The 23,266-nt window shown below is 60.1% G+C and carries 17 protein-coding genes; 10 read left to right on the forward strand and 7 right to left on the reverse strand.

Features of this window, described 5'->3' with window-relative positions; translation table 11 throughout:
- Positions 1-15: 15 nt before the first annotated feature.
- On the forward strand, positions 16-600 hold the full coding sequence (locus tag CCGE525_RS27770; protein WP_162950332.1) for an NAD(P)H-dependent oxidoreductase: 585 nt from the start codon (positions 16-18) through the stop codon (positions 598-600).
- Between the two features lie 230 nt (positions 601-830).
- Here CCGE525_RS27770 and CCGE525_RS27775 read toward each other — a convergent pair whose 3' ends face one another.
- Complete coding sequence (locus tag CCGE525_RS27775; protein WP_120707471.1) at positions 831-1,700, reverse strand: SDR family oxidoreductase; 870 nt, start codon at positions 1,698-1,700, stop codon at positions 831-833.
- A gap of 104 nt (positions 1,701-1,804) precedes the next feature.
- Here CCGE525_RS27775 and CCGE525_RS27780 point away from each other — a divergent pair, with 104 nt between their 5' ends.
- Positions 1,805-2,695 carry a LysR family transcriptional regulator gene (locus tag CCGE525_RS27780; RefSeq protein ID WP_120707472.1) on the forward strand — a complete coding sequence of 297 codons (891 nt, stop codon included), beginning with the start codon at positions 1,805-1,807 and terminating at the stop codon, positions 2,693-2,695.
- Positions 2,696-2,752: 57 nt separating this feature from the next.
- On the opposite strand, the gene CCGE525_RS27785 is transcribed toward CCGE525_RS27780, so the two are convergent.
- A complete protein-coding gene (locus CCGE525_RS27785; protein ID WP_120707473.1) occupies positions 2,753-3,502 on the reverse strand; it encodes a sulfite exporter TauE/SafE family protein in 750 nt (249 codons plus the stop codon).
- A gap of 97 nt (positions 3,503-3,599) precedes the next feature.
- Here CCGE525_RS27785 and CCGE525_RS27790 point away from each other — a divergent pair, with 97 nt between their 5' ends.
- A complete protein-coding gene (locus CCGE525_RS27790) occupies positions 3,600-4,499 on the forward strand; it encodes a LysR family transcriptional regulator (protein WP_120707474.1) in 900 nt (299 codons plus the stop codon).
- 205 nt (positions 4,500-4,704) lie between these two features.
- Here the strand turns inward: CCGE525_RS27790 and CCGE525_RS27795 are convergent, their stop codons facing one another.
- Positions 4,705-5,637, reverse strand: a complete 933-nt coding sequence (locus CCGE525_RS27795; RefSeq protein ID WP_120707475.1) for a LysR family transcriptional regulator — start codon at positions 5,635-5,637, stop codon at positions 4,705-4,707.
- A gap of 132 nt (positions 5,638-5,769) precedes the next feature.
- Here CCGE525_RS27795 and CCGE525_RS27800 point away from each other — a divergent pair, with 132 nt between their 5' ends.
- Together CCGE525_RS27800 and CCGE525_RS27810 are read left to right on the forward strand one after the other, a co-directional pair.
- Complete coding sequence (locus CCGE525_RS27800) at positions 5,770-6,489, forward strand: SDR family oxidoreductase (protein ID WP_120707476.1); 720 nt, start codon at positions 5,770-5,772, stop codon at positions 6,487-6,489.
- Between the two features lie 583 nt (positions 6,490-7,072).
- A complete protein-coding gene (locus tag CCGE525_RS27810; protein ID WP_120707478.1) occupies positions 7,073-11,014 on the forward strand; it encodes an AAA and adenylate/guanylate cyclase domain-containing protein in 3,942 nt (1,313 codons plus the stop codon).
- 8 nt (positions 11,015-11,022) lie between these two features.
- On the opposite strand, the gene CCGE525_RS27815 is transcribed toward CCGE525_RS27810, so the two are convergent.
- The 4 genes from CCGE525_RS27815 to CCGE525_RS27830 all read right to left on the reverse strand — a co-directional run bounded on the left by CCGE525_RS27815 (position 11,023) and on the right by CCGE525_RS27830 (position 16,854).
- On the reverse strand, positions 11,023-12,024 hold the full coding sequence (locus CCGE525_RS27815) for a 3-oxoacyl-[acyl-carrier-protein] synthase III C-terminal domain-containing protein (RefSeq protein ID WP_120707479.1): 1,002 nt from the start codon (positions 12,022-12,024) through the stop codon (positions 11,023-11,025).
- A complete protein-coding gene (locus CCGE525_RS27820) occupies positions 12,017-13,711 on the reverse strand; it encodes a flavin monoamine oxidase family protein (protein WP_120707480.1) in 1,695 nt (564 codons plus the stop codon). Before CCGE525_RS27820 ends, CCGE525_RS27815 begins: the two co-directional genes overlap by 8 nt.
- Positions 13,712-13,725: 14 nt before the next feature.
- Positions 13,726-15,525: a thiamine pyrophosphate-binding protein gene (locus CCGE525_RS27825; RefSeq protein ID WP_245472325.1), complete on the reverse strand. Its 1,800-nt coding sequence runs from the start codon at positions 15,523-15,525 to the stop codon at positions 13,726-13,728.
- A 333-nt stretch (positions 15,526-15,858) separates the two neighbouring features.
- On the reverse strand, positions 15,859-16,854 hold the full coding sequence (locus CCGE525_RS27830) for a LacI family DNA-binding transcriptional regulator (protein WP_120707482.1): 996 nt from the start codon (positions 16,852-16,854) through the stop codon (positions 15,859-15,861).
- A gap of 196 nt (positions 16,855-17,050) precedes the next feature.
- On the opposite strand from CCGE525_RS27830, the gene CCGE525_RS27835 reads away from it, so the two are divergent.
- The 5 genes from CCGE525_RS27835 to CCGE525_RS27855 all read left to right on the forward strand — a co-directional run bounded on the left by CCGE525_RS27835 (position 17,051) and on the right by CCGE525_RS27855 (position 23,263).
- Positions 17,051-18,298: an ABC transporter substrate-binding protein gene (locus CCGE525_RS27835; RefSeq protein WP_120707483.1), complete on the forward strand. Its 1,248-nt coding sequence runs from the start codon at positions 17,051-17,053 to the stop codon at positions 18,296-18,298.
- An 84-nt stretch (positions 18,299-18,382) separates the two neighbouring features.
- Positions 18,383-19,306 (forward strand): carbohydrate ABC transporter permease, encoded by a 924-nt coding sequence (locus tag CCGE525_RS27840; protein WP_120707484.1) that lies wholly within the window; start codon positions 18,383-18,385, stop codon positions 19,304-19,306.
- On the forward strand, positions 19,306-20,175 hold the full coding sequence (locus tag CCGE525_RS27845; protein WP_120707485.1) for a carbohydrate ABC transporter permease: 870 nt from the start codon (positions 19,306-19,308) through the stop codon (positions 20,173-20,175). The genes CCGE525_RS27840 and CCGE525_RS27845 overlap by 1 nt, the downstream gene beginning before the upstream one ends.
- Positions 20,176-20,203: 28 nt before the next feature.
- Complete coding sequence (locus CCGE525_RS27850) at positions 20,204-22,147, forward strand: glycoside hydrolase family 127 protein (RefSeq protein ID WP_120707486.1); 1,944 nt, start codon at positions 20,204-20,206, stop codon at positions 22,145-22,147.
- A 9-nt stretch (positions 22,148-22,156) separates the two neighbouring features.
- Positions 22,157-23,263, forward strand: a complete 1,107-nt coding sequence (locus tag CCGE525_RS27855; RefSeq protein WP_120707487.1) for an ABC transporter ATP-binding protein — start codon at positions 22,157-22,159, stop codon at positions 23,261-23,263.
- The last annotated feature ends 3 nt before the right edge of the window (positions 23,264-23,266 follow it).

Raw genomic sequence — 23,266 nt, forward strand, 5'->3', positions numbered from 1 at the left:
ACAGGAGCTTGAACTTTGCCGCGGCACATACTGATCATAGAAGCGCATCCGGACGGTCATGATCGCCATCTGTGTGGCGCGCTTGCGGATGCATACGCGACAGGTGCGACAAATGCAGGCTTTACGCTGCGCAGGCTGGATATCGCCAAGCTGGATTTCCCGTTGCTTCGCTCGCGCGAAGAGTTTGAAAACGGTATGGTTCCCGAAGCACTTGCCGCTGCGGCCGAAGCTATCCAATGGGCCGAACATATCGTTGTCATCTTTCCGCTTTGGCTCGGCACCATGCCGGCAATGCTGAAGGCCTTCCTGGAGCAGGTATTTCGGCCAGGCGTCGCTTTTCAATATCGCGACCGCGGTTTTGCGAAGAGGCTGCTTGCCGGCTGCTCGGCCCGGCTGATTGTCACGATGGGAATGCCAACACCCGTCTATCGATTTTGGTTCGGGGGTCATGGGGTCAACGGCCTGAGACGCAGCATCCTGAATTTTGCCGGAGTTCGGCCCGTGCGGCAGACCTTTTTCGGAATGGTCGAGCAGGTGGACGAGGCGGCGCGAAAGCGTTGGCTTACGAAGGTCGAAGCTCTTGGCCGTCGCGGACTATAGCTGAGTTAGTCCCCTTGGTTCAGCTCGTCTTCCTGCATCGGTGTCGGCAACCCGGAGCACGCAAGTTGCCTTCTGAAGCCTGGATTGCCTGAACAACAAGCGTGATGCGTTCGTCTCGCTTTCTGAGCCTAACTTACCGCGGACAGCCGAACCTGACGAAATCATCGCCATGCAGGGCGCCTTCTCAAGAGGTCGCCCTGCTGTTCGCATTTTACAAGATAGCCCGAGCATCAGGCGTTAGCGACAGTCTCGGCGGCAAAATCGCGATAGGAACGCAGTGGACGGCCTAGGATCTTCGTCAGACGCTCGACATCACCAGCCTCGGGGATCATGCCATCGCTGACATAGCGCTCCGCCATCAGGCGCATCTCATACGCCATCCACTTCGGCATGAAGGTCGCCAGATTCTGCTCGAAGCCGGTCGGATCATCGCCGCCATAGGCAACCGGGCGCCCCAGGACATCTGACCAGATCGCTGCCACAGCCGTTCCGGTTAGCGTGTCGGGACCGACCAGATTGATGGTTTCGATTGGCAGCTTGCCTGGGGCCTGGTCACGACGGATCAGTTCGATGGCTGCGACTTCGGCAATGTCGCGGGCATCGACCATGGCAACACCCTTACCTCCGATCGGCATCGGATAGAGATTGTAGTTGAAGATCACGTCCTTGATCATGAGTTCGTTGTCGATGAAGTAGGACGGACGCAGGATCGTGGCGCTGAAGCCCATCTGTTCGATCATGCGCTCGGCCCCTGACTTCACGGCAAAGTGCGGCACGTTGACAAAGCGGTCGGCGTGAATGACCGACAGATAGACTACCCGGTCGACGCCGGACTCGCGGGCGATGTTCAGGGTAACGATCGCCTGGGTGAACTCGTCTCCCGTAACCGCATTGAGGAGGAACAACGTGCTGACGCCGGTGAAGGCTTTGCGCAGCGCGTCGATATCGAGCAGTTCTCCTTGAACAACTTCAACTGCGGCCGGGAAGTTGGCCTTTGAGGGGTCGCGGGTAAGGATGCGCACATTGGCGTCGCGCTTGACGAGTTGTTCAACGACATGGCGGCCAACGCGGCCGGTGGCGCCTGTAACGAGGATGGTCATGGGATTTCTCCGTGTTGGTTTGCTTGACAGGTCGAATATGCGTGGTTCACTGATGGTCCGATAGACAACAAAATTGGACACTCCGTCTCGTGGGTGAAACACGCATGGATCTTCTTGCTCTCGCCGATTTCAATCTTGTTGCCCGCCATGGCGGCTTCGGCAAAGCCGCACGGGCCACCGGGCGGCCCAAAGCGACCCTGTCGCGTCGCGTTGCGGAGTTGGAGAGCAGCCTCGACCTGCGCCTGTTCGAAAGGGGCACGCGCAACTTGAAGCTCACTGAGGAGGGGCGAGCGCTCTACGAGCGGACGGGCGCATTGCTCGCCGAGCTTGATGAAACGGCATCGGCGATTGCCTCGGGAGGACAAAGACCCAGAGGAAAATTGCGCATCAGTGTGCCCTTGCTTTTCTCTCAGACCGCGATGGGAAAGATCGCTGCTGGTTTTGTTCTGCAGTGCCCGGAGGTGAGGCTCGAGGTTACGACGGAGGATCGGGCTGTCGATATGATCGAGGAAGGCTACGACTTGGTGATCCGGGTTAATCCGGATCCGGATGAGACCTTAGTCGGGCGCGCCTTTCTGCGCGACCGCCTGGTCGTTGTGGCGAGCCCTGGCCTTGCCCGTCCGGCCCCAGACCTCAATGCCCCTGGCGTTGTTCGCGGGGTAGGCGATCGTCAGGCTTGGGACATCATGACGCCGCTTGGCCGATCAACAATCATGATCGAACCAGTCCTCGCTCTATCATCGCTCATCATGGTCCGGGACGCGGTACGAGCGGGGTTTGGCGTGGGACGTCTCCCAGTGTCGCTGGTGAGCCACGACCTAGCCGCCGGTACCTTGGTGCATTGGGGAGATGTCGAAGGACCGGAGATTGTCCTTTGGACGCTCTACCCATCCCGGAGATTGCTGAGCGCCCGCGTGTCGGCGTTCCTCGATTATCTAAAGCAAGCCTTCCCCAGGGGAACACCGGAGGAACTGGCTGCCTATATCAGCAGATGAGAACGCGCTGCCACCGGCTCCCGGTGGCAGCTTTCAGACGCATTTGGCAAAATTCCGCTAGAAGAGCGGTCTGACGGCCATCTCGGCTCCGAGCAGGAACAAAAGAGCAAGAAATCCGCGGCGGAAGGTCAATGGACTTATCCGATCGCGAATGAACCGACCCGCCCACATCCCAGCCAGAGCGGGGATGACGGCGAGTACGGAGAGCGTCATCTGATCAAGCTGAAGTGCACCCTGCGCACCGATACCTGCGGCCAGCGCGATGGTTGAAATTGTGAACGACAACCCAAGCGCCTGAACGAGATCGTCCTTTGAGAGGCCAAGCGCCTGAAGATAGGGTACCGCTGGAAGGGTAAAAACACCGGTCACGCCTGTAATCAGGCCTGTTGCCGCGCCGATTGATGGCGACAACCAGCGTTCAATTTTCATCGGAACGTTTAGTTGACGCGCGAACAAGGTGTACAGCGAATAGAACGCAAGCGCACCTCCCAGTGTGGCCGTTGTAAGAATGGTGTCGCTGCTCGCGATGAATGATGAACCGAGCACCGTTCCGGCGATAATGGCGAGCATCATCGGCCAGAGCCTTCGCAGAATTGAACTAAAACTAGGCCCGGCGAAGAGCTGCCACACATTGGTGACGAATGACGGAACGATCAGCAAGGTCGCCGCGGCGAGCGGCGAAATGAGGGAGCCGAGCACACCCATGGCCACCGTGGGAAGGCCCATGCCGGTAACGCCCTTGACGATGCCGGCTACGAAAAAGGTCGCGACGGTGGCGGCGATCATTGGAACAGATAGGTCTGACATGCATCTTGGATATCAGCTGCCGCCGCACTGACAATGCGGATCTGCCGACGGCTGGCTTCGGCTAGACCGAAGGCTAATTATTCGCTACCTTCATCCGGTGCGCTTCGACCTGACCGATCTTCGCCTCTTTTTAGCCGTGGTGAATGCTGGAAGCATCACCCACGGCGCGTCGGATGCCGGCCTGTCCCTTCCGGCTGCAAGCGAACGTCTCCGGGACATGGAGATAGACGGTGAGGTTGTGCTGCTGGAGCGAGGTCGACGTGGCGTAGTGCCGACGGAAGCGGGTGAAGCCCTTGCTCATCACGCGCGGGCTATCATGCATCAGATGTCGCAGATGCGTGATGAGATTGGACAGTACGCGAAAGGGTTGCGCGCTAATGTGCGCGTCCTTGCTAACACAGCCGCGACCGCAGAGATTTTACCCACCCGGCTTGCCCCCTGGTTGGCTGCTCGTCCCCAAGTCGATGTCGAATTGCGGGAACGCCAAAGCACCGAGATCGCTAGGAGCATTTCCGCCGGGTTTGCTGAGATAGGCATACTGTCAAGTGCCGTCGAAACGGGTGGCCTCATCTTGCGACCGTTCGCTATCGACCGCCTCGTCGTCGTTGCTGCGCGCGATCACCCTCTTTCGAAAAGACCGCGTATTCGCTTTGTCGATGCGCTTGAATACCATTTTATTTCTCTGGTTGGAGGCGCCTTGCAGGACCATATCGATGCGCAGGCGGCCAAACTGGGAACCAGGCTCAAAACGCGCATAGCGCTTCGTAGCTTCGATGGCATTTGCCGTATGGCCGGTGAAGGCGTGGGTATCGGTCTCGTGCCGGAGACGGCGGCGCGACGATATAAAAGGATAACGCAGATTGGCATCCTTCCACTTCAGGATGATTGGGCGACACGGCGGCTCTCGATCTGTGTCCGCAGCGAGAAAGAGCTGACACCGCTCGCGCTTGACCTCTTCCAGCATCTGGCGGCGGAAGAGCAACGGGAAGACCGCTAATTCAGGTCTTCCTCTTCAGGGCCTGTTTCACGGCGGGACGCTCCATTCGCTTTTCATGAGACGGGACCAGCGGGGCCACCGAGCCTCCACGTCAAACCTGAGGCGCGCTCCCCACAGCCAGAAAACAAGGAGGCGTCTTCGCCGCGTCTGACGGAACGAACCTTGGCCGCGCGGGGCGCGCCGATGGGTGAACATACCGCTCGGATCATGCTGTGTCTGGGACGCGGGCCGCCTTGCAAACATCAAACAGGATACGGCGTAGCCACCGATGCGCTGGATCGCCATCAAGCCGAGGATGCCAGATGGCGGATATGGCGATCCCCGGTGTTGCCACGGGCAAATCGAAGACTTCAAGTCCAAGAATGGCGACGCGGTCGACAATTGCGTCATTGCCGAGACACAGTCGCGGGACCAGCGCGACAAGGTCGGAGTCTCGCGCTATCCACAGCGCCTCGGGATGGGCGGGCACGACGGCAGCCACGGTTCTCTTCAGTCCCAGAGTGGCGAGCGCATCATCGACGGGGCCGGAAATGATGCCCCTGCGGGACACGACGACGTGGCGGCAGGCGGCATAGCGTTCCGGCGTCACCGTCCCTGCCAGCAGTGGGTGGCCTATCCTGCAAGCGCCCACGAACCTGTCCCGGAACAGCAGATGGGTCCGTATCTCCGGTGCCCTGGTGCCCAGCACGCCGACTTCCAGATCGATGGCGCCGTCGCGCAGAGACTCCGCATCCTTGTCGGGTTTTGGTACGAACACCAGCCGGACGTCGGGTGCTTCGTGAGCGATGTTGGAGAGAAGCGACGCGCCGAACAGGTCCAGAAAGCCCTCGCTGGCCCTGATGACGAATGAGCGTTCGAGCCTGGCGACATCCAGCGCTGCGGCGGCAGGCTGAAGAACGGCCCGCGTCTCCCTCGTCAGCACATGGACGCGCGCAGCCAGTTCCTCGGCATAGGGTGTCGCAACAAGGTGGCGACCGGCCTGTACCAGCAGCGGATCGCGTGTCGTCTGTCGGAGCCGGGCCAGCGTCCGGCTCATGGCCGATGGACTCAAGCCGAGACGACGCGCAGCGGCGGTCACACTCCGCTCGATCAGAAGTGCGTCGAGCGCAACAAGAAGATTGAGATCGATGTTCGACATCCTGGCACCATAGGCAACGGTCCAGATGTCAGCAAGGCGTTCAACGCAATCGTTGTTTGCTTCCTGTGCGTCTGGTGAAATCGTGGCCTGCCCGGTATCGACGATGGCGACAAAATGGAAGGGATAAGGATCATGTCTATCGCCGAGCGTGGCAAGCCATCGCCAAGCATCCTGATCGTCGGCGCGTCCCGGGGCCTCGGCCACGCTATCGCGGCAGAATTCCTCAAACGGAACTGGTCCGTCGTGGGCACGGTGCGCGACAAGACAACTTGGACACCGCTTCATGACCTTGCCGAGAGGAGCGACGGAAAGCTCGAGATCGAGACTGTAGACGTCAGCGAAACCATCCAAATCGATGCAATGCGGACGCGACTGGCGAACCGGGTCTTTGACATGCTGTTTGTCAATGCCGGCACGGCGAACAGGGACCGGAACGAGACAATTGCTGATATCTCGACGGCGGAGTTTGCGCGCGTGATGGTCACGAACGCGATGGGGCCGATGCGGATCATCGAGGCCTGTCAGGACCTTGTGCCCGCCGACGGCCTCATCGGCATCATGTCTTCGGGCCAAGGCAGTGTCGCCAATAACGACAAAGGCGGTTACGAAATCTACCGCGCCAGCAAGGCGGCCCTGAACCAGTGCATGCGAAGCTACGCGGCCCGTCACGCAGGAGACTCCCGTGCGTTGCTACTGATGGCCCCCGGCTGGATCAGGACAAGGCTCGGCGGACCCAATGCTCCCTTCAGTATTGAGGAAACCATTCCGGATATCGTGGCCACGCTGCTTACAAAGAAAGGCAAGCCAGGTCTCGACTATCTCGACCGCATGGGCAAAGCGGTTGCCTGGTGACCCGACGCAAGGACGAGGGATTTCCTATGAAACACGTCGGCGTTGAAGCGCATGTTACGCCACTACGACTGCCGTCGTCGTAGACCGCAAACAGAGTGGACGAAAGTTGCAGGTCGTTTAGTTCTTTTGGGCAACTGAAAAACCGTCGCATTTGCGATAGATTTCTGAGACATACCTCGACACTTGGAGAGATGCGGTTAGGAGCGCCGGGCGCTCGTCGGCGACCGCGCCGGAGCAGGCGGTTCGACTCCGCAGCCGCAACCCTATCGCGTCTGTACATCGGCCGCACTCGATGATGACGTCGCTGCTCGCCACTATGCCGTCGCGTCTGACTAGAAACATCGCCTCCATCGGTAGGATCCACGGCACTCCCTTCCTGAGGGCGAGCATTTCCGGGCCACGGGCGGGTCGTCCAAGCCCTGTCCAACCGCGTTTGCATTGCAGCCGTCGCCGGACGCCATGAAAACGCAGTTGCCACCGCCGGCGCAGCCAGGCGGACCGTTGCCCGCGACGAGCTCACGGGCGTGGATCGGTTCGCAAATATGCGTTATTCTGAACTTTCTGGGAAAGGGTGGGGGCCCCTATGTCGGATAGGAGTTTGCTTGAGGCTCGGCTGATCGAGAGTTTCGCGCCACCGCCGCTGAGGCTCTTCGGCAAAGAGCCCTCCATACCGCCGGATCGCCGTATGGCCCTGTTGTGGCTCGACGTCGTCGGCTTCACCCGGATTACAACGCAATTTCTTGCACCGGGACCCGCCGGCATCGAAGATCTGGCAAACCTGCTGGAACTGCATTTCGCTGGGCTCATCGACATGATCGTCGCCCATGGCGGAGAGCCGCTGATGTTTGCGGGCGATGGCCTGCTTGCCGGCTGGCCGTGCGCTGGCTCGACCCCTTATGAGGCTCTTCTGCGCGCAGCCGCGTGCGGCCATCAAATTCTTGCCGCGTCGCGCGGTAGCTTGCCTTCGGGCGAGCCGATCGAACTCCATGCCGTGCTCGCCTTCGGGCAATGCCATACTGCCGAGATCGGAACCGGGAGCCTGCGACTCCACGTGACCGTGGGAAACGGGCTCGCTGATCTGCAAGAGGCTAGCACTACACGGGCCAAGGGACAGTTGCTGGTTTCCGCGGCTGCGCGTTCGATCCTCGGTGACGCGGCAACCGTGCAATCGGCTGGCCGCGAGGCGACGATCCTGACGTCATTGCGCGGTGCGCCCGACCCGACGCCATTGGCCATTCCGCCGCTGACTGCGGAAGCGCGCGAACGACTTGCCAGTCTTGTGCCTCTCCCCGTCGCACGCCGCCTCGATGGCAGGCTTCTCGGTTGGACCGCCGAGCTCAGGCGCATATCCGTCGTGTTCGTGGCCCTCCCTCGGTTGGATCACGCTTCGTCGGACATTTTATCCCGGCTGGAGTCGATCGTTGCCGCAATCGAGCCAGAGGTCCTTGAGCAAGACGGGTTCATACAGCAACTTCGGGTGGACGAGCGCGGCGCAAACCTCGTCGTCGTTTTCGGGATTCCGCCTGTTGCGCACGCGGATGATCCGGTGCGGGCGGTGCGATGTGCCGTCGACATGCGTGATGCGCTGCGCGGCATAGGCCAGCCCAGCAGTATCGGCGTCGCGACGGGGACAGCGTTCTGCGGATTGATTGGAAACGATGTCTTCCGCGCTTGGACCACCTATGGCGAAGCGGTCAATCTTGCCGCCCGGCTCCAGGGTTTGCAGCAAGGCACGATCCAGTGCGATGAAGCCACGGTCCGCGGGGCACAGGATGTCATATCCTTCGTCCCGATCGGTCACAGCCAGGTGCGTGGAATGGACCTCAATGTCCCCGTCTGGACACCCAGGCGGCAGGATCGCGCCGAGTTCGACGAACTGATGTATGGGCGCGAGCGAGAACTCAAGCGCATTCTGAGCGCCCTGGAAGATGCGGCCCAATCCGGCATTTCTCGATTCGTCCTTGTCGAGGCGGAATCTGGGATGGGTAAATCACGCCTGCTGGCGGAGTTGCATCATCGTCTGGCGACCGAGCGATCCACGACTTTGGGCGGTGTCGCGGACCGGATCGAGCATCGCGTTCCTTATCGAGGCTGGCGAGGCGTGCTTACCCAACTGCTCGGTCTCGATGCCAAACAGCCGGAGTCACAGCGGCGCGCGGCCGCTTTGAGCGCGCTCAGCCCGGAGCTGGCGCCGCGCGCAGCGCTCCTGAACCCCGTCTTGCAACTCGACTTTCCCGAATCGGCTGAATTGGAAGCGATGAGCGCCCCCCAGCGCGTGGAGGCCCGGCTCGATTTGCTGGTTTCGCTTCTCCGGCGCGCCGCTTCCGGCGGCTCGTTGCTCGTGACGATCGACGACGCCCAGTGGCTGGATGACGAGAGTTGGACGCTGGCGACGAAGGCCGTTCGTGCGGTGCGCGGTCTCTGTCTGGTGATGGCCATGCAGCCGATGGAGGAGGACGCGCGGATCGAAACGCTGTCCGACGGCGGCGCGCTGCGACTGAAGCTGGACGGGCTCTCGGACGAAGAACAGGATAGGCTGGCGCTGACCCGGCTCGGCGCGGAACGCATTTCGCCGGATCTGGCGAACCTGCTGCGTGCTCGCGCCCGGGGGCATCCCTTCTTTTGTCTCGAACTGGCCCGCGCGCTCCATGACGAAGGCTTGATCGAAGTGGTGGATGGCACCTGTCGTATCGCGCAACATTTGGCCGACGATCGCCTGCCTCTGCCGGATTCGATTCACGCCGCGGTGGCGCGCCGCATCGACCGTCTCGATCTTGAAAGCCAGGTGACGCTCAAGGTCGCAAGCGCCGCGGGTTTGCGTTTTCCGACCGCCCTTGTGGCCGCTGTCCACCCCGCCGCCAACGCCGAACAGGCAGTCGTCGGCCGCCACCTGGCGATGCACCACCGCGCGGGCATGCTGGAGCCAGACCACATCGACGAGTTGGACGGCTACAGCTTTTGCCATGGTATCATGCGCGATGTTGCCTATGAGCTGATGCTCTACGGGCAGCGCAAGCAATTGCACCGGGCAATCGCCGACTGGTACGAGCAAAACGGCGCCCTCGACATATCACGCATCTACGCGTTGCTCGCGCATCACTTGGAGGCAGCAGGCGAACCGGTACGGGCGACTCACTATCTCAGGCTTGAAGCCGAGCGTGTTTTCGGTCTGGGATTCGTGCGGCAATCCCTTTCGATCGGCCTGCATGGTGCGGCCCTTCTCGGCTCCGAAGTGCCAGACGACGGAGCGGGGCTCCAAAGGGCGATCGGCCAGGAGATGGAGCAGATCGTCGCGCTGCTCGGCGACAGGCAACCGGCGGATCTCATCGACCTGCCGCAACTGCAGGACGAGCATGTCGCAAGCCTTGTTCCGCTATTGCTGAGTATCGCGCCCTACGCTTACCAAAGTCAGCAGCCCGAACTGTTCGCGCTTCTCGGCACGCGATGCCTGCGCCTGACTCTCGCTCACGGCCAGGCCGGTTTCACGCCGGATGTCTACGCGATGTATTCGGTTGTCCATGCGGCGATGACCGGCGACCGACGGACGGGTGCAGCCTGGAGCGATCTGAGCCTGCAACTGCAGCCCCGCGTCAAAGGCGCGAGCTTTGCCCGCTGCGCCTTCATCAACGTGTGGTTCCACAATCATTGGGTCGGAAACCTGGAGGAAGGAATTGCACGAGCAGAGGCGGGCGCCGAAGCTGGCCTGGCGAGCGGCGAAATCGTCTATGGATGTTTCAATCTCACGACCGTCGTCGTCCTGCTCGCCGCGGCCGGCCGTCCGATCGACGAGGTCATATCGACCGGTATCACGCTTCTCGCGCGGAACGGCGGTCGGGTGCGCAATTCCGCCTTCACGCTCCTGCTGGAACTGCAATCCGCCCGTGTGCTTGCCGGCAAGACCCGCGCGTTCGACCAGCTTTCCGATGCGACCGCGGACGAGGAAACTGAGTTCGCAACCATGCTCCAATCGCGGTTCAGCAATCAGGTTGCCGGCTATTATACGGCGAAACTGCGCTTGGCTGCGCTTGGCGGAGACTGGCGAAGTGCTCTTTCATGGGCAGAAAAGGCGCGCGCCCTGTTGCCGTTCTTCGCCGGACAACCTTCGGAAGTCGTGCTTGTGCATTATCACGGAGCTGCGGCGCTGGCGCTTGCCGCCTTCGGCTCTCCGGAGGACGCTCAGGCATTGCGCGCCGAGGGGTGGGACTGCGCGGACCAGATGCGCAATTGGGAAGCCTTGAACGAGGCCTGGCTCGGCCCCAGGGCGGATATTCTCGAGGGACTTCTCGAGGCGGGTTCCGGCCAAATCGCGGCGGCCCAGCGGCTTCTGAGCGCGGCGGCGGAACGCGCGGAAAATACGGGCCACTTGGAAGACCGCGCCTTCGCTCTGGAATGCCTGGCCAGGGTGCAGCTTACAGCCGGCGAAATCCCCCGCGCGCTCCCCGAGGCGTTGGCGGCATACCAGGCATGGGGCGCCGAAGGCAAGCGTGCACGCCTCGCAGACGAGTTCGGCGCAGCCTTGAAATAGTGTGTGGTTCACATCACCCGCCGCAACAGCACAGCGTGCGCATGCAAGTCGAGGCCGAGCGCCAGGAGCATGACATAGGGCGTGTCAATGTCCTCTTCGCGAGCAGCCAGCGTCACGGCAATGCTGGCCACGGTCATGTTCCCGAAATCCTTGATGGTGCTGAGCGCCGGCTTGGTTTTTAGCGCGTCGGCCCAGGCGTCCAGCAGGAGTGTCGACGCCTGATGGCCGATGAGGGTGATGTCACTGCCGGAAAGCCCCTGGCGCTGCAACAGCTCCTGTGCCGAAATCGCAGCGGTCTTGCCGCCGAAAGATTTGAAGTCGTTGTAGCCTTCCTGGGTCATGTGGAAATAGGGGCCGCTATATTCCTGGTTCTCCGGCTGCCCCTCCGCCTTGAGGGGATCACCGCTGACGTACATCGCACCATAAAGATCAGATCTGACAAGAGCCTGCTGATCCTGAACGATCCAGCGCACACCGGCTGATGCAACGCCGAGCACTGCCGCCCCTGCGCCGTCTGCCGCGCTGACCGACGCGCCCTGGTTATAGTTGACGGCGCGCGTCCAGTCGCCGCCGGCGACCACGAGAACCCGCCGGACCCGCCCGACCCTGATCAGCGCATCGGCAATGACAAGCGACTCCGTGAAGTTGGAAAAGTCGTTTCCGAGGGGCAGCGGCATGGCCCGCTCCGGGAGACCAAGGCGCCCATGCAACGCTCCCAGATCACTCGGCACGATATAGTGGCTGAGCGACGCGCAGCCCATCAGCAGATCGATATCGGCCGCCGTCACGCCCGCATCGATCATCGCCTTCTCGGCCGCGGCCACCATGATTGAGACCAGCGACTCGTCGGGTCCCAATACATGCCGTCGTTCGAATCCTTGGAACAGCGCCAAGATCTCTTTTTGCGAGCTGTTCTTTTTCAGCGCATCGAAGATGGGATCATCGTTAAGCCGGACCAGGGCTGGTACCTGATAGCCGAGCCCGATGACGCCGATATTGTTCTCAACCATCCTGCCACTCGCCTTTCGGCACACCGAGCCGCTGCTGCAGGACGATCTCGGCCGTCTGCAGGGCCCCTTCTGCCCATGTTTGATTGGTTGAATATGCCTCCCCGCAGATGTAGCAGGGGAAATCGTCGACCGGCTGAGTCATGCGTGTGAGCATGACATCCGAACGGACGTTGACGTTCCAAAGATGGACTCCACCGCCGAAGGGATCGCGCGACCAGTCCATATAGGCGGCATCAATGGGTTCCGGCGCGCTGTCCTTGCCGTGCATCTGCATGAGCTCGCGATGGAGCTCGTTCACCATCTGCTTGGTGGCCGGATGCTGTGTCCAATTCTCCATGAGCCGTTTGGCGAAGGGATCGGCCGATTCCGCCGTCATTTCAACCGCCTTTGGCTCGAACATCGGCCAATGGTGGCCTGGACTTCTCAAGCTCAGCGGCAGGCCGGCCTTGTGGACTTCCGCCCGCTTGTCCAGCCCTTCCCAGAAACCGACGTTCAGGAGATCATCGTACACCATGACGAGGCCGGGTGCGTCGCGCTTCGGAATGGTCGTCCCCTGCTGTCCGGCGGGCCAGTAGTAGCACTGCCGGATGGGCATGTCGGTAAGAGAACGGCCGGAACTGACCCCCGAATCCTGCCACCAGCAGTTTGGATAGAGCAGGAAGCACTTGAACAGCGGGATCGGAGCAACGGATGCGAGGTCCTGCCGGAATTGGGTATTCGCCGGGCCTAGGACCTCGCCTTCCGGATCCAGCAGTTCGATGGAGCGGCGCGGCATGGCGAGCACGATGGCGCGCGCCGTCTTTGTCGTACCATCCTGAAATCGTAGCGTGATGCCCTGAGAGCCGTCGTCGAGCGTGGTGCCGGCGAAACCGGCAAGCCATTGTTGAAATTGGATCTCGCCACCGGCGGCCTGGAAGCGGCTCTGAAGCTCCCATGGCACCGTCTCGTAGCCGCCGTTGACCATGCGGTAGCTGACATTGGGGGTGAAATCGAAATACTCGGCGGTCAAGTCGAGCGCGTTGGTATTTCCACCGAGGCAGTCGTATCCGACAGTCGCGCGGGCGGCCGCATATCCGTCCGCACTCATGCCCTTGGCAAGCAGGTTCCACAGGCCATGCTGCCACAACGGCAATCCATCGACCGTAACGGTCTCAAGATATTGGCGCAGTGTTCCGGCATTGAGATGCGCCATGAGGTCAGGCATCAGGCGCGTCAGAACGCGCCCGATCAGCCCTGCGGGACTTCCCCCCTTTCCCGCGGCCAGCCATGCCGCTTCCGCCGGATCGAGCCAGTAGGGCAGGGCTGCCGCATTGCCGAGGTCGCTGGTGCGCAGAAGCTTCCCGCGCAGGAAGGCAATATTACCAGGAAGATCGACAACCTGCTCATGCCATGGCAGTTTCAACACGCACTCGACAAGGCTTGTGACGAGGGTCTGCGCCGGGGCGACATAGCGCATGCCGCCGACCTCCGCGGTCGTGTCCGGCATATGCGGCGAACGAGCCGAAAGCAGCCGCCCGCCAATGCGCTCGCTTCCTTCAAAGAGAGTGACCTTGAGTTTTCCGCGAGCAGCTTCCCAACCTGCAAGCTTGGAGCCGGTCAGCCGCGATGTCAGCAGCCGCCAGCCCGTGTAGATGCCGCTCATCCCACCGCCCACGATGGCAACGTCGACGTCCGGCAATGTGTCCATGAGTTCCCCCTCCCTCAGTCGACCTTCTGTTGCCAATAAGGCGGGCTCCAATATGGAGGCGCAGCCTTCGGGTCGATATGCGCTAAGATCACCTGCGGCCGTCCGCTTTGGGCGCCATCCACGATCTTCTGCCATGCATCCCGAAGGTCGGCGGGCTTACCCACATCGATCGCATCGGCGCCGAGCCCCTCCGCCACCTTTATGAGGTCGGTCGCTCCAAGGCTGTAGGCCTCGTTGAAGCTGCCGTCCTTCGAGAACATCATCTCCATTCCCTGTGCCACCATTTTCAGATCGTCGTCCTTCAAAACGACCCAGATGGCGCCCACCTTGTGCGCGGCGGCGGTGGAGACCTCGCCGAGCTGCATCAGGAACGCTCCGTCCCCAACCAGCGCGACGGCAAGGCGATCGGGCCGTCCCATCCTGGCACCAATCACACCGCAGACGCCAAAGCCCATCGGCCCCATCGCCAGCGCGCTGTGGAATTCCTGACCGCGGTCGACGATAAGGGAGTGCAGTCCCCAGCCGACGCAATTACCGCAATCGATGAAGATGAAGGCATCATCCGGCAGCAATTCGTTGAGCGTCCGGCAAAGGGCGGCGGGCTGCAGCGGCGCGTTCTCCGAGTTGTAGCTCTCTGGCGACGAAAATGGCGAATGGTCCTTCTTGATTTCGGCGATCTCGGCCGCTCGCGCCGCAACGACCGCGGGGTCCGCCGGCCACGCCGGCGCCTGATCCCAGAGGGCTCGGATGAAGGCACCAGCCTCCGCGACGATCCCGTCGGTGACGGGGAAGCCGCGTCCGATCATCGACTGGTCGATATCGATCTGGATGAACGGACCTTTCGGCACCAGCATCGGGTTCCAGCGATAAGTCGCAAGCTCGCCGAGCGACGAGCCTACGACGAGCAGCGCATCATGAGCGGCAGCAGCGCCCTGGCCGATCATCCAATACTGTGGCCATTGGCATCCGGCAAATCCATAGGCGCGAAACGACAGATCATGCGTCTCGGGAAAAATGCCCTTTCCGTCCGATGTCGTCATGACCGGAACTTGCCACCACTCCGCCAGACACCGAAGCGCATCGGCGGTTTGGGAATCCCGCACCGCCTCACGGCAGCCGTTGCCGAGCAGGATCAGAGGCCGTTTCGCCGTCGACAGCACCTCCAGTACCCGTCGGACGCTTTCCGCCGGCGCGCCCCTCGGCAGTGTGCGATAGTTCGAGGGGTGAGCGGGCGGTCGCGGCGCAACTATTTGATAGGGGTCCTCGTCATCGATATTTGCCGAAGCGACGTTGTCGGAAATTCCGAGACGTACAGCGCGCCGCGGAATAGAAAGCATGTCGCGCAGCGCCTGTTCGATAACGATTGGTGCGCCGGCCGCCGCTGCGATATCAGCGCTGTAACGCGTACCCGCGGCGTAGATATCACGAATATTGAGCCCGCAATCGGTGCCCTCCTGAAGGTAGCCGCGGCCAAGAAAATTTTGCGGCACCTCGCCGGTGAGTGTGATGACGGCAGAACCGCCGAAATACGCGTTCATCGTGCCGGTCAGCGCATTGGTGGCGCCGGGGCCGCTGGTGACCAGCACCACGCCGGGCTTGCCGGTCGCACGAAAGTAGCCGTCGGCCATATAGGCAGCGGCAGACTCCTGCCGGCACACGACGTAGGTGAATTCGGGGCGCTGCTTGACCCTATCCAGCAAATGCGCGATGCCGGCGCCCGGAACGCCGAACATCAGGGTCGCGCGTTCGAGAACCAGATAGTCGAGAAGCTGGTCGGCAACAGTGCCGCCTTGCGAAGACGTAGATGCAGTCATCGTCATGAACTCCGCTTCATCGTGAGATAATGGCAGAAGAGCTATCAATGCGATTTCAGGTGACTGTATTGCGGATGCGGATGCTACAACCAGACAGGTAATTCATCGTGCCTGAGGTCCGTCTATATGTCGAGTAGCTAAAATAGACAGGGATATGGAAACAACTCGGCTTTGGCTTTTTCAGCCATCCGCCAGTAGCCCTTGAAGACGTTCGGCCCCTATCGCTTCGCGCGGAGATCCTTTGCACTTCGGCGCACATGCTGTGCGGCAATCAACAGTCCGACTATAAGTTCCGTCCAATCGCCGTCGGCCGACGCCTTGCCCAATGGAAGGTCAGGTAGGCGGGCCACCGCAGGATTGGCGTACAACCAGTCGGCATGGCAATCGCGTAATTCCCGTGGGAACGGTTTCACCTTGCGTCAGGCCGAGGATAGCAAGGCCCGCACGGTGACCGATCTCTTTCAATTCCATATCCACCGTGGTCAGAGGCGGTCTGGTCTGTCGGGAGATCACCTCCCAATTATCGAAGCCGACGACTGCGATATCTCGGGGGACGGCAAGATCCTTGTCGCGCAGTGCGTCGATCACGCCGCGAGCGATTTCGTCGTTTCCGCAGAATATGGCATCGGGTCTTTTGCCATGGCGTGAGAATATCTGTTCGATGGCCTCGTGACCCCATTCTTCCGACCAGTCGCCGTACAGAACTTCGGCATTGGAGTTCACGCATTCACGATAGGCTTTTGCGCGAACGCGCACGGCGAGGTAATCCTCCGGACCCGTTATGTGCAGTATGTGCGAACGGCCCAAGGCCTGTAGATGCTCGACGGCAAGGCGAGCGCCCTGGGCGTCGTCTGGAAAGAAGCTGATGCGGTCCGCCGGCCCCTCGGCGAAGGCGTAGACAACAGGTATCGACAGCTTTGCAAGCTCTGGCGGCGGCTTCAGATCAAGGCGCGTTGCTGTAAAGATGATGCCATCCACTTGCCGATCCAACAGCGTTTCCAAATGCAGACGGGCCAGGCGTGGGTCATTGTTGGTAGCGCACAGAAAGACCGACAAGCCGTGATCGACAAGCACCTCCGAAACGCCTGCGGCCATCGGGAGCGTCAACCTGCCGTAGGTATCGTTCGTCAGCATGCCAATTGCATGGCTGCGTTTGGTCAACAGGCCACGAGCAAGCGCATTCGGCCTGAAGCCGATCTCTTCGGCTACACGTTTAACGCGTTCTATCGTTTCTGCATTTGTGCGCCCGGTTCCGTTCAAGGCGTTCGAGGCGGTCGAAATGCTGACGCCCGCAGCTTTTGCAACATCTCGAATAGTCTGTCGACGCATGTCTTTCTCAACCCAAATCACTTCACTTAAGATCCATGGATAAAACCTTTTAGCAGAAATAATCCTGATGTTAAAAGGTTTTATCAGATTTCCTCCGAAAACCTGCATACAGGCTGTCGACATTGAAAAAAATGTCGATTAACGTTTCGATCACGCCATCTGGAGGCTGTTGGCGAAAAGGAAAAGGGGAACTTCCATGTTCAAGCTAAAGTTGACGATTTCTGCCATCGCATTGATGGCCAGTGCAACATTTGCCAATGCGACCGACATCACCTTGTGGGTGCGCACTTCCTCTGGCGCTGTGCTCCAGGGGCTGGCCGACAAGTACAACGCAACCCATTCCGACAAGGTCAAGGTAACGCAGATTACCGCCGAGCAGATGGTGCCGAAGCTTGGCGCTGCTATCGCGGGCGGTGCTGCGCCGGATGGCGCCGTGCTCGATCTTATCTATCTGCCAACCTTTGCAGCGGCAGACGGTCTCGAGGACATCACGGATTTCGTCAAGGGACTGCCCTATGCATCGGCTCTTAGCCCTTCGCATATCCGCCTTGCGACCTATGGCGGCAAGATCTATGGCGTGCCCGCCCTGCCGGATGCTTCGATCATCGCTTATAACACCGATCTGTTCTCGAAGGCCGGCCTTGATCCGAACAAGGCACCTGCTTCGCTCCAAGAGATCGCAGCGGATGCGAAGAAGATTACCGCTCTCGGCCACGACACCTACGGCTTCTATTTCGTCGCAAATTCCGGCAGCTGGCTGATTTACGATTTTCTGCCGCATCTTTGGGCTGCCAAAGCCGATGTCCTGAGCGAAGATGGTCGTACGGCAACGATCGACACGCCGGCCCTGCGGGAGACCATCGCCGCCTATCGCGACATGGCGAAAGCCGGCGCAATCCACCCGACCTCCCGATCGGGTAACGGCAACAATGCCGTGGAAGCCTTTGCTTCCGGCAAGGTCGGCATCCTGATGACTGGCTCCTACATCGTCAATCTGCTGACGAGCAAATATCCGGACGTCAAGTTCAACGTTGCGCCCATTCCCGGGCCGAAAGACGGGGAATCGAGCTTTGCTGGCGGGGATACGCTTGCGCTGATGAAAGGCATCAGCGACGAGAAGAAAAAAGTCGCGCTCGACTTCGTCGATTTCTACATGCAGCCCGAGCAGCAGGTCTACATCACGCAGGAATCGGGAATGCCCTCGCGTACCGATCTTGCCAAAGAAGCTTACGCCAAGTTCGACAAGCGCAATCTTGTCGCCTATGACGTGCTGAGCAAGGCACGTACCCCCTATACATTCTCGTCAGATGAGCTTTTCGTCAGCCGCACCGGTCCGTTCCTGAACCTGATTCAGGGCACCATTTTCGGTGAGGATGTCGACGGCACGATCGCCAAAACCCAGGCGGACTTTACGCGCATCCTCCAGCGGACCAACCCGAACTGAGCCTCTCGGCTGACCAGCGGCGAAGCGTTGCATGGCGCTTCGCCCTCATTCCCTGTTGACCGATCAAGAAAAAGGAGCGGTGCCGTGAGCTCATCGCTGCGTCGCGGCAGGAAGACGGCAGTCGTGCATGGCGAGCCTGAGCCAAAAGGCTGGCTTGGCCTTGCTTTCATCTTGCCGAGTTTCCTGTTCATCGTTTTGCTCTTCCTTCTACCGCTCATCATGACGGTATGGATGAGCTTCTATAACTGGCCGCTTCTCGGGCGGGCAAAATTCATCGGACTTGCCAACTATGCCGAGCTTCTTGGCGATGCGCAGCTGTGGCATTCCCTTGGCTTCACCCTGCTTTATACCGTCCTGGTCACTGTCGCGCTTTTCCTCGTTGCCTTTCCGCTGGCTCTGCTGGTCGACCGGCCATTGCGCATCGCCGGCGTCTTCCGCACGGTCTATTTCATGCCCGTCGTCATCGGCTTCGGTGCTGCCTCGACTTTGTGGATGTGGTTGCTCAATCCGGATAGTGGCGTCTTTGCGCAGGTTCTGCGGGCCACCGGTCTGATCGATAGCGCTCCACGACCGCTTGAAAGCTTCTGGCCGGCGCTTGCCGTTATCATTCTGATGGTGGTCTGGAAGACATCCGGCTTTACGATGATCATTCTGCTGACCGGTCTGCAGAGTATTTCGACCGATGTCATCGAAGCGGCAAAAATCGACGGGGCCAATGTCTGGAGCCGGTTTCGCCGCATCACCTTGCCATTGATGCGCAATTCAGTCGTGCTGGCGCTGGTGCTCAATGTGACGTCGTCGATGCTGGCTTTCGATCAGTTTTTCATCATCACGCAGGGCGGACCATCCAACAGCACGATCTCCGCGGTGTTTTCGATCTATCTCGCATCCTTCTCGTCCTATCGCCTCGGCTATGGTTCGGCGATCTCGTTTGCGCTGCTGATCGTTCTTGTCGCTATCAGTGCTGTTCAGTTTGTCTTTCTGCGACAGCGCCCGGAGGAAGGCTGATGGAGCGTCTGAACTACAAGCCGCAGCCGAAACCGGCGAGCGAGCAATTGAGCTACCTTACCTTTATCCTGGTGGCGGTTGTCTTCGCGCTATTCTTCGTGATGCCGATCGTCTGGTCCTTCGCCAACTCATTCAAGCCGGCAGCCGAGGCCCTCGCCAACCCGGCCGCCTTGTTCTCAAAGGCTTTTTCGCTGGAGAACTATCGCCGCCTCGAGCATGTTGGTGCCGGGTGGTACGTCTATGCCGGCAATTCCGTAGTCATCGCAGCAGGCACCGTGTTGCTGACAGTCCTGGTATCGGTTCCGGCAGGATATGGCTTCTCGAAATTCCGTTTCCCGGGGCAGGGGCTGCTCTTCGTGCTCATCATGGCGACGATGATGATCCCGTTCCAGTCGATCCTGACACCGCTCTTCCTTATTTTGAAGGCGGTTCGGCTGCAGAATAATCTCTTCGGACTGGTGCTGATCTATGTCACGTTCCAGCTTCCCTTCTCGGTATTCATGATGCGCAATGCCTTTGATGCGGTGCCCAAGGCGCTGATCGAGGCAGCACGCATCGACGGCGCATCGCAGGCGACCATTCTGCGGCGGATCATGCTGCCAATTGCGCTTCCCGGCGTGGCGACCGTCGCCATGTTCGCCTTCCTGAATTCCTGGAACGAATTCCTGGCTGCGCTGATCTTTCTCTCGGATCAGAACAAGTTCACCTTGCCGATCATGCTGGTCAACGTCTCCTCCGGCATCTACGGCATCATCGACTGGGGTGCCCTGCAAGCCGGCATTGCTGTGACAATGGTTCCCTGCATCGTCCTTTTTCTACTTTTGCAACGCTACTACGTGCGCGGCCTGACGGCCGGCGCCGTGAAATGACTGCGGCATTGCCGCTCTAGGAGTTTCCATGTCTTCGTCCACCCGCAATCAATCCAATCCGGCGCCGGAAACGCTGCGCTATGTCCCTGTCGACCATTCCCGCGTCACTTTCGATGGCGGCTTTTGGAAAAGCTGGACGCAAACAGTGCGCGACGTCACCATTCCGACCCAGCATAAGCGGCTCGAAGAGGAGGGCTTTCTGGAGGTTCTCGACTTCGACAAGCCGGCCGGGCCGCTTGCCCGGCCCATCCAGCCGAGCGGGCTCTCGATGCAGCATTTCTTCGATTCCGATTTTGGAAAATGGATCGAAGCTGCCAGCTATACTCTCAAGGCGCATCCAAATCCCGATATCGAGTCAAAGATCGATGCCATTGTCGAGAAGCTTGAACACGGCCAGATGGCGGACGGCTATCTGAACAGCTGGTTCATTCGCCGCGAGCCGGGCAAGCGCTGGACGAACCTTCGCGACCTGCATGAAATGTACTCGATGGGACATCTCCTGGAAGGAGCCGTCGCCTATTTCGAAGCGACGGGCAAGCGCCGCTTCCTCGACGTGATGATCCGCGCGGTCGACCATATCATTGATACGTTCGGACGCGAGCCCGGCAAATTGCGAGGCTATGACGCGCATGAAGAGATCGAGCTGGCGCTCGTAAAGCTCTATCGGATCACCAGGGATCCTCGGCATCTAGCGCTTGCCACTTATTTCGTGGATGAACGAGGGCAAATGCCGTCCTACTATGACGAGGAGGCGATCAAGCGTGGCGAGCGCCCCGAGGATTACGTTTATAAGACCTATGCGTACAGCCAGGCGCATATGCCGGTGCGCGAGCAGGAGCAGGTTGTCGGTCACGCCGTACGCGCCATGTATCTTTTTTCAGCAATGGCGGATCTTGCATATGAAAACAACGATACAAGCTTGAAGGCTGCCTGCGACAAGCTTTTCGATAATCTGACGAGCAGGCAGCTCTATGTGACGGGTGGTCTTGGCCCATCGGCTTCCAATGAGGGGTTCACTCGGGAGTTCGATCTGCCGAACGAGACGGCCTACGCCGAGACATGTGCTGCGGTCGCTCTCGGCTTCTGGAGCCATCGCATGGCTCAAACCGATCTTGACGGCAAATTCACCGACAAGCTCGAAACGGTTCTCTTCAACGGTGCGCTGTCGGGTATCGCGCGTGACGGAGAGCACTATTTCTACGAAAATGTACTCGAGAGCCATGGCCAGCATCGTCGTTGGAAATGGCATTATTGCCCATGCTGCCCGACGAATATTGCCCGCTTCGTCACATCGCTCGGGCAATATTTCTATTCGGCGAAGCCGGGTGAGCTTGCAGTGCATCTCTATGGTGCGAACGTCGCAGAACTTCCGCTCGGCGACCGTTTGCTGCGGCTCCGTCAGGAGACAAATTACCCTTGGGATGGCGACATCAGACTTCAGGTTTCGATCGATCAGCCAAGCCGTTTCATTTTGCGCTTGAGAATTCCCGCTTGGTGCCGCGAAGCTTCGGTGTCGGTCAATGGCGAGGTGATCGCCTTGGACGCCTGCACCGTCAAGGGCTATGCGGCGCTCGATCGGGAGTGGCGCAACGACGATGAGGTGCGCATTGCTTTGCCGATGCCGGTTGATCGTCTCTACGCCCACCCCGCGGTTTCGGAGGACGGCGGCCGCGTCGCGCTCCAACGCGGGCCGGTCGTCTATTGTGTCGAGGAAACCGATATTGGCTGCGAGCCGCAACGCCTTCGCCTGCCGGCGTCTACCGAGCTGGCTGTCCGCTATGATTCCGCGCTACTCGGCGGCGCCGCTGTGCTGGAAGGTACGGCGTTTGAGGCCGGTACCGCGGATTGGGCGAACGCTCTTTATAGGACCTCGCCCCCGGCACTGAAGGCGAGACCCTTCCGGGCAATTCCCTACCATCTCTGGGCCAATCGCGATGCCGGTGCGATGGCGATCTGGCTGCAGGAAGCATAGGAGCAGGTCATGGCACGATTGGAGCTGAAGAACGTCGTCAAATCATACGGCATCTATGAAGCCGTACGCGGCATCAATCTGGAAATCGAAGACAACGAATTCGTTGTCTTCGTTGGTCCGTCCGGATGCGGCAAGTCGACGACCCTGCGCATGATCGCGGGTCTGGAGCATATTACCGCCGGGGAGATCGTCATTGGCGATCGAGTCGTGAACCGGCTTGGTCCCGGCAAACGTGATATCGCCATGGTGTTCCAGAACTATGCGCTCTACCCGCATATGACGGTCAGGGAAAATATCTCTTTCTGCCTTGAGCAGCAGATGCTGGCCAAAGGCGAAATCGACGCTCGCATCGCACGGGCGGCCGAAACACTGCATATTCGCGAGCTCTTGGACCGCCGGCCGGGTCAACTCTCCGGCGGACAGCGCCAGCGCGTGGCCATGGGTCGTGCCATCGTGCGCAATCCCAAGGTCTTTCTCTTCGACGAGCCGCTCTCCAACCTCGATGCGAAACTGCGCGTTCAGATGCGCACGGAAATCAAGCGTCTGCATCAACTACTGCCGACGACAACGGTCTATGTCACGCATGATCAGGTGGAAGCCATGACAATGGCCGATCGTGTCGTCGTGATGAATGGTGGCGTGATCGAGCAGGCTGGACCGCCGCAGGAGCTCTATCATCGACCCGTCAGCCAGTTTGTCGCCGGCTTTATCGGTTCGCCTGCGATGAATTTCCTTTCGGCGCAATTGGCTTCGAGCGGCAAGGGACTCGCCGTTATTCTCGATGACGGCACCTCGCTTGCTGTTCCAGACGCGCGCGTCAACGAGTATGCGCGCCATGCCGGCAAATCTGTCATTTTCGGCATACGACCGGAATCGATCAGCGATCGTCAACAGCGCCCGGGTTTCGCAGATGTTGAGGCGAAGATCGATTTGGTCGAGCCACTCGGTCCGGAAACCATGGTCTATTTTTCCATCGGCGACGCCAATCTATGCGCCTGCATCGATCCCGAGAGCGGACCTAAACCGCAGACGTCGATGCCGCTGTCGTTCAATATGAACCAAATGCATTTGTTCGATGTGGAGACGGGAGCCGCTCTCTCGCTTGCAAAGGTGTAATCG

The sequence above is a fragment of the Rhizobium jaguaris genome (genome assembly GCF_003627755.1).
Taxonomy (GTDB): domain Bacteria; phylum Pseudomonadota; class Alphaproteobacteria; order Rhizobiales; family Rhizobiaceae; genus Rhizobium; species Rhizobium jaguaris.

What these genes read in the sequence shown, in the direction of transcription:
- CCGE525_RS27775 (WP_120707471.1), bottom strand. Translation starts at nt 1,700, where the DNA reads ATGACCATCCTCGTTACAGGCGCCACCGGCCGCGTTGGCCGCCATGTC.
- CCGE525_RS27780 (WP_120707472.1), top strand. Translation starts at nt 1,805, where the DNA reads ATGGATCTTCTTGCTCTCGCCGATTTCAATCTTGTTGCCCGCCATGGC.
- CCGE525_RS27785 (WP_120707473.1), bottom strand. Translation starts at nt 3,502, where the DNA reads ATGTCAGACCTATCTGTTCCAATGATCGCCGCCACCGTCGCGACCTTT.
- CCGE525_RS27795 (WP_120707475.1), bottom strand. Translation starts at nt 5,637, where the DNA reads ATGTCGAACATCGATCTCAATCTTCTTGTTGCGCTCGACGCACTTCTG.
- CCGE525_RS27800 (WP_120707476.1), top strand. Translation starts at nt 5,770, where the DNA reads ATGTCTATCGCCGAGCGTGGCAAGCCATCGCCAAGCATCCTGATCGTC.
- CCGE525_RS27810 (WP_120707478.1), top strand. Translation starts at nt 7,073, where the DNA reads ATGTCGGATAGGAGTTTGCTTGAGGCTCGGCTGATCGAGAGTTTCGCG.
- CCGE525_RS27815 (WP_120707479.1), bottom strand. Translation starts at nt 12,024, where the DNA reads ATGGTTGAGAACAATATCGGCGTCATCGGGCTCGGCTATCAGGTACCA.
- CCGE525_RS27820 (WP_120707480.1), bottom strand. Translation starts at nt 13,711, where the DNA reads ATGGACACATTGCCGGACGTCGACGTTGCCATCGTGGGCGGTGGGATG.
- CCGE525_RS27825 (WP_245472325.1), bottom strand. Translation starts at nt 15,525, where the DNA reads ATGACTGCATCTACGTCTTCGCAAGGCGGCACTGTTGCCGACCAGCTT.
- CCGE525_RS27830 (WP_120707482.1), bottom strand. Translation starts at nt 16,854, where the DNA reads ATGCGTCGACAGACTATTCGAGATGTTGCAAAAGCTGCGGGCGTCAGC.
- CCGE525_RS27835 (WP_120707483.1), top strand. Translation starts at nt 17,051, where the DNA reads ATGTTCAAGCTAAAGTTGACGATTTCTGCCATCGCATTGATGGCCAGT.
- CCGE525_RS27845 (WP_120707485.1), top strand. Translation starts at nt 19,306, where the DNA reads ATGGAGCGTCTGAACTACAAGCCGCAGCCGAAACCGGCGAGCGAGCAA.
- CCGE525_RS27850 (WP_120707486.1), top strand. Translation starts at nt 20,204, where the DNA reads ATGTCTTCGTCCACCCGCAATCAATCCAATCCGGCGCCGGAAACGCTG.
- CCGE525_RS27855 (WP_120707487.1), top strand. Translation starts at nt 22,157, where the DNA reads ATGGCACGATTGGAGCTGAAGAACGTCGTCAAATCATACGGCATCTAT.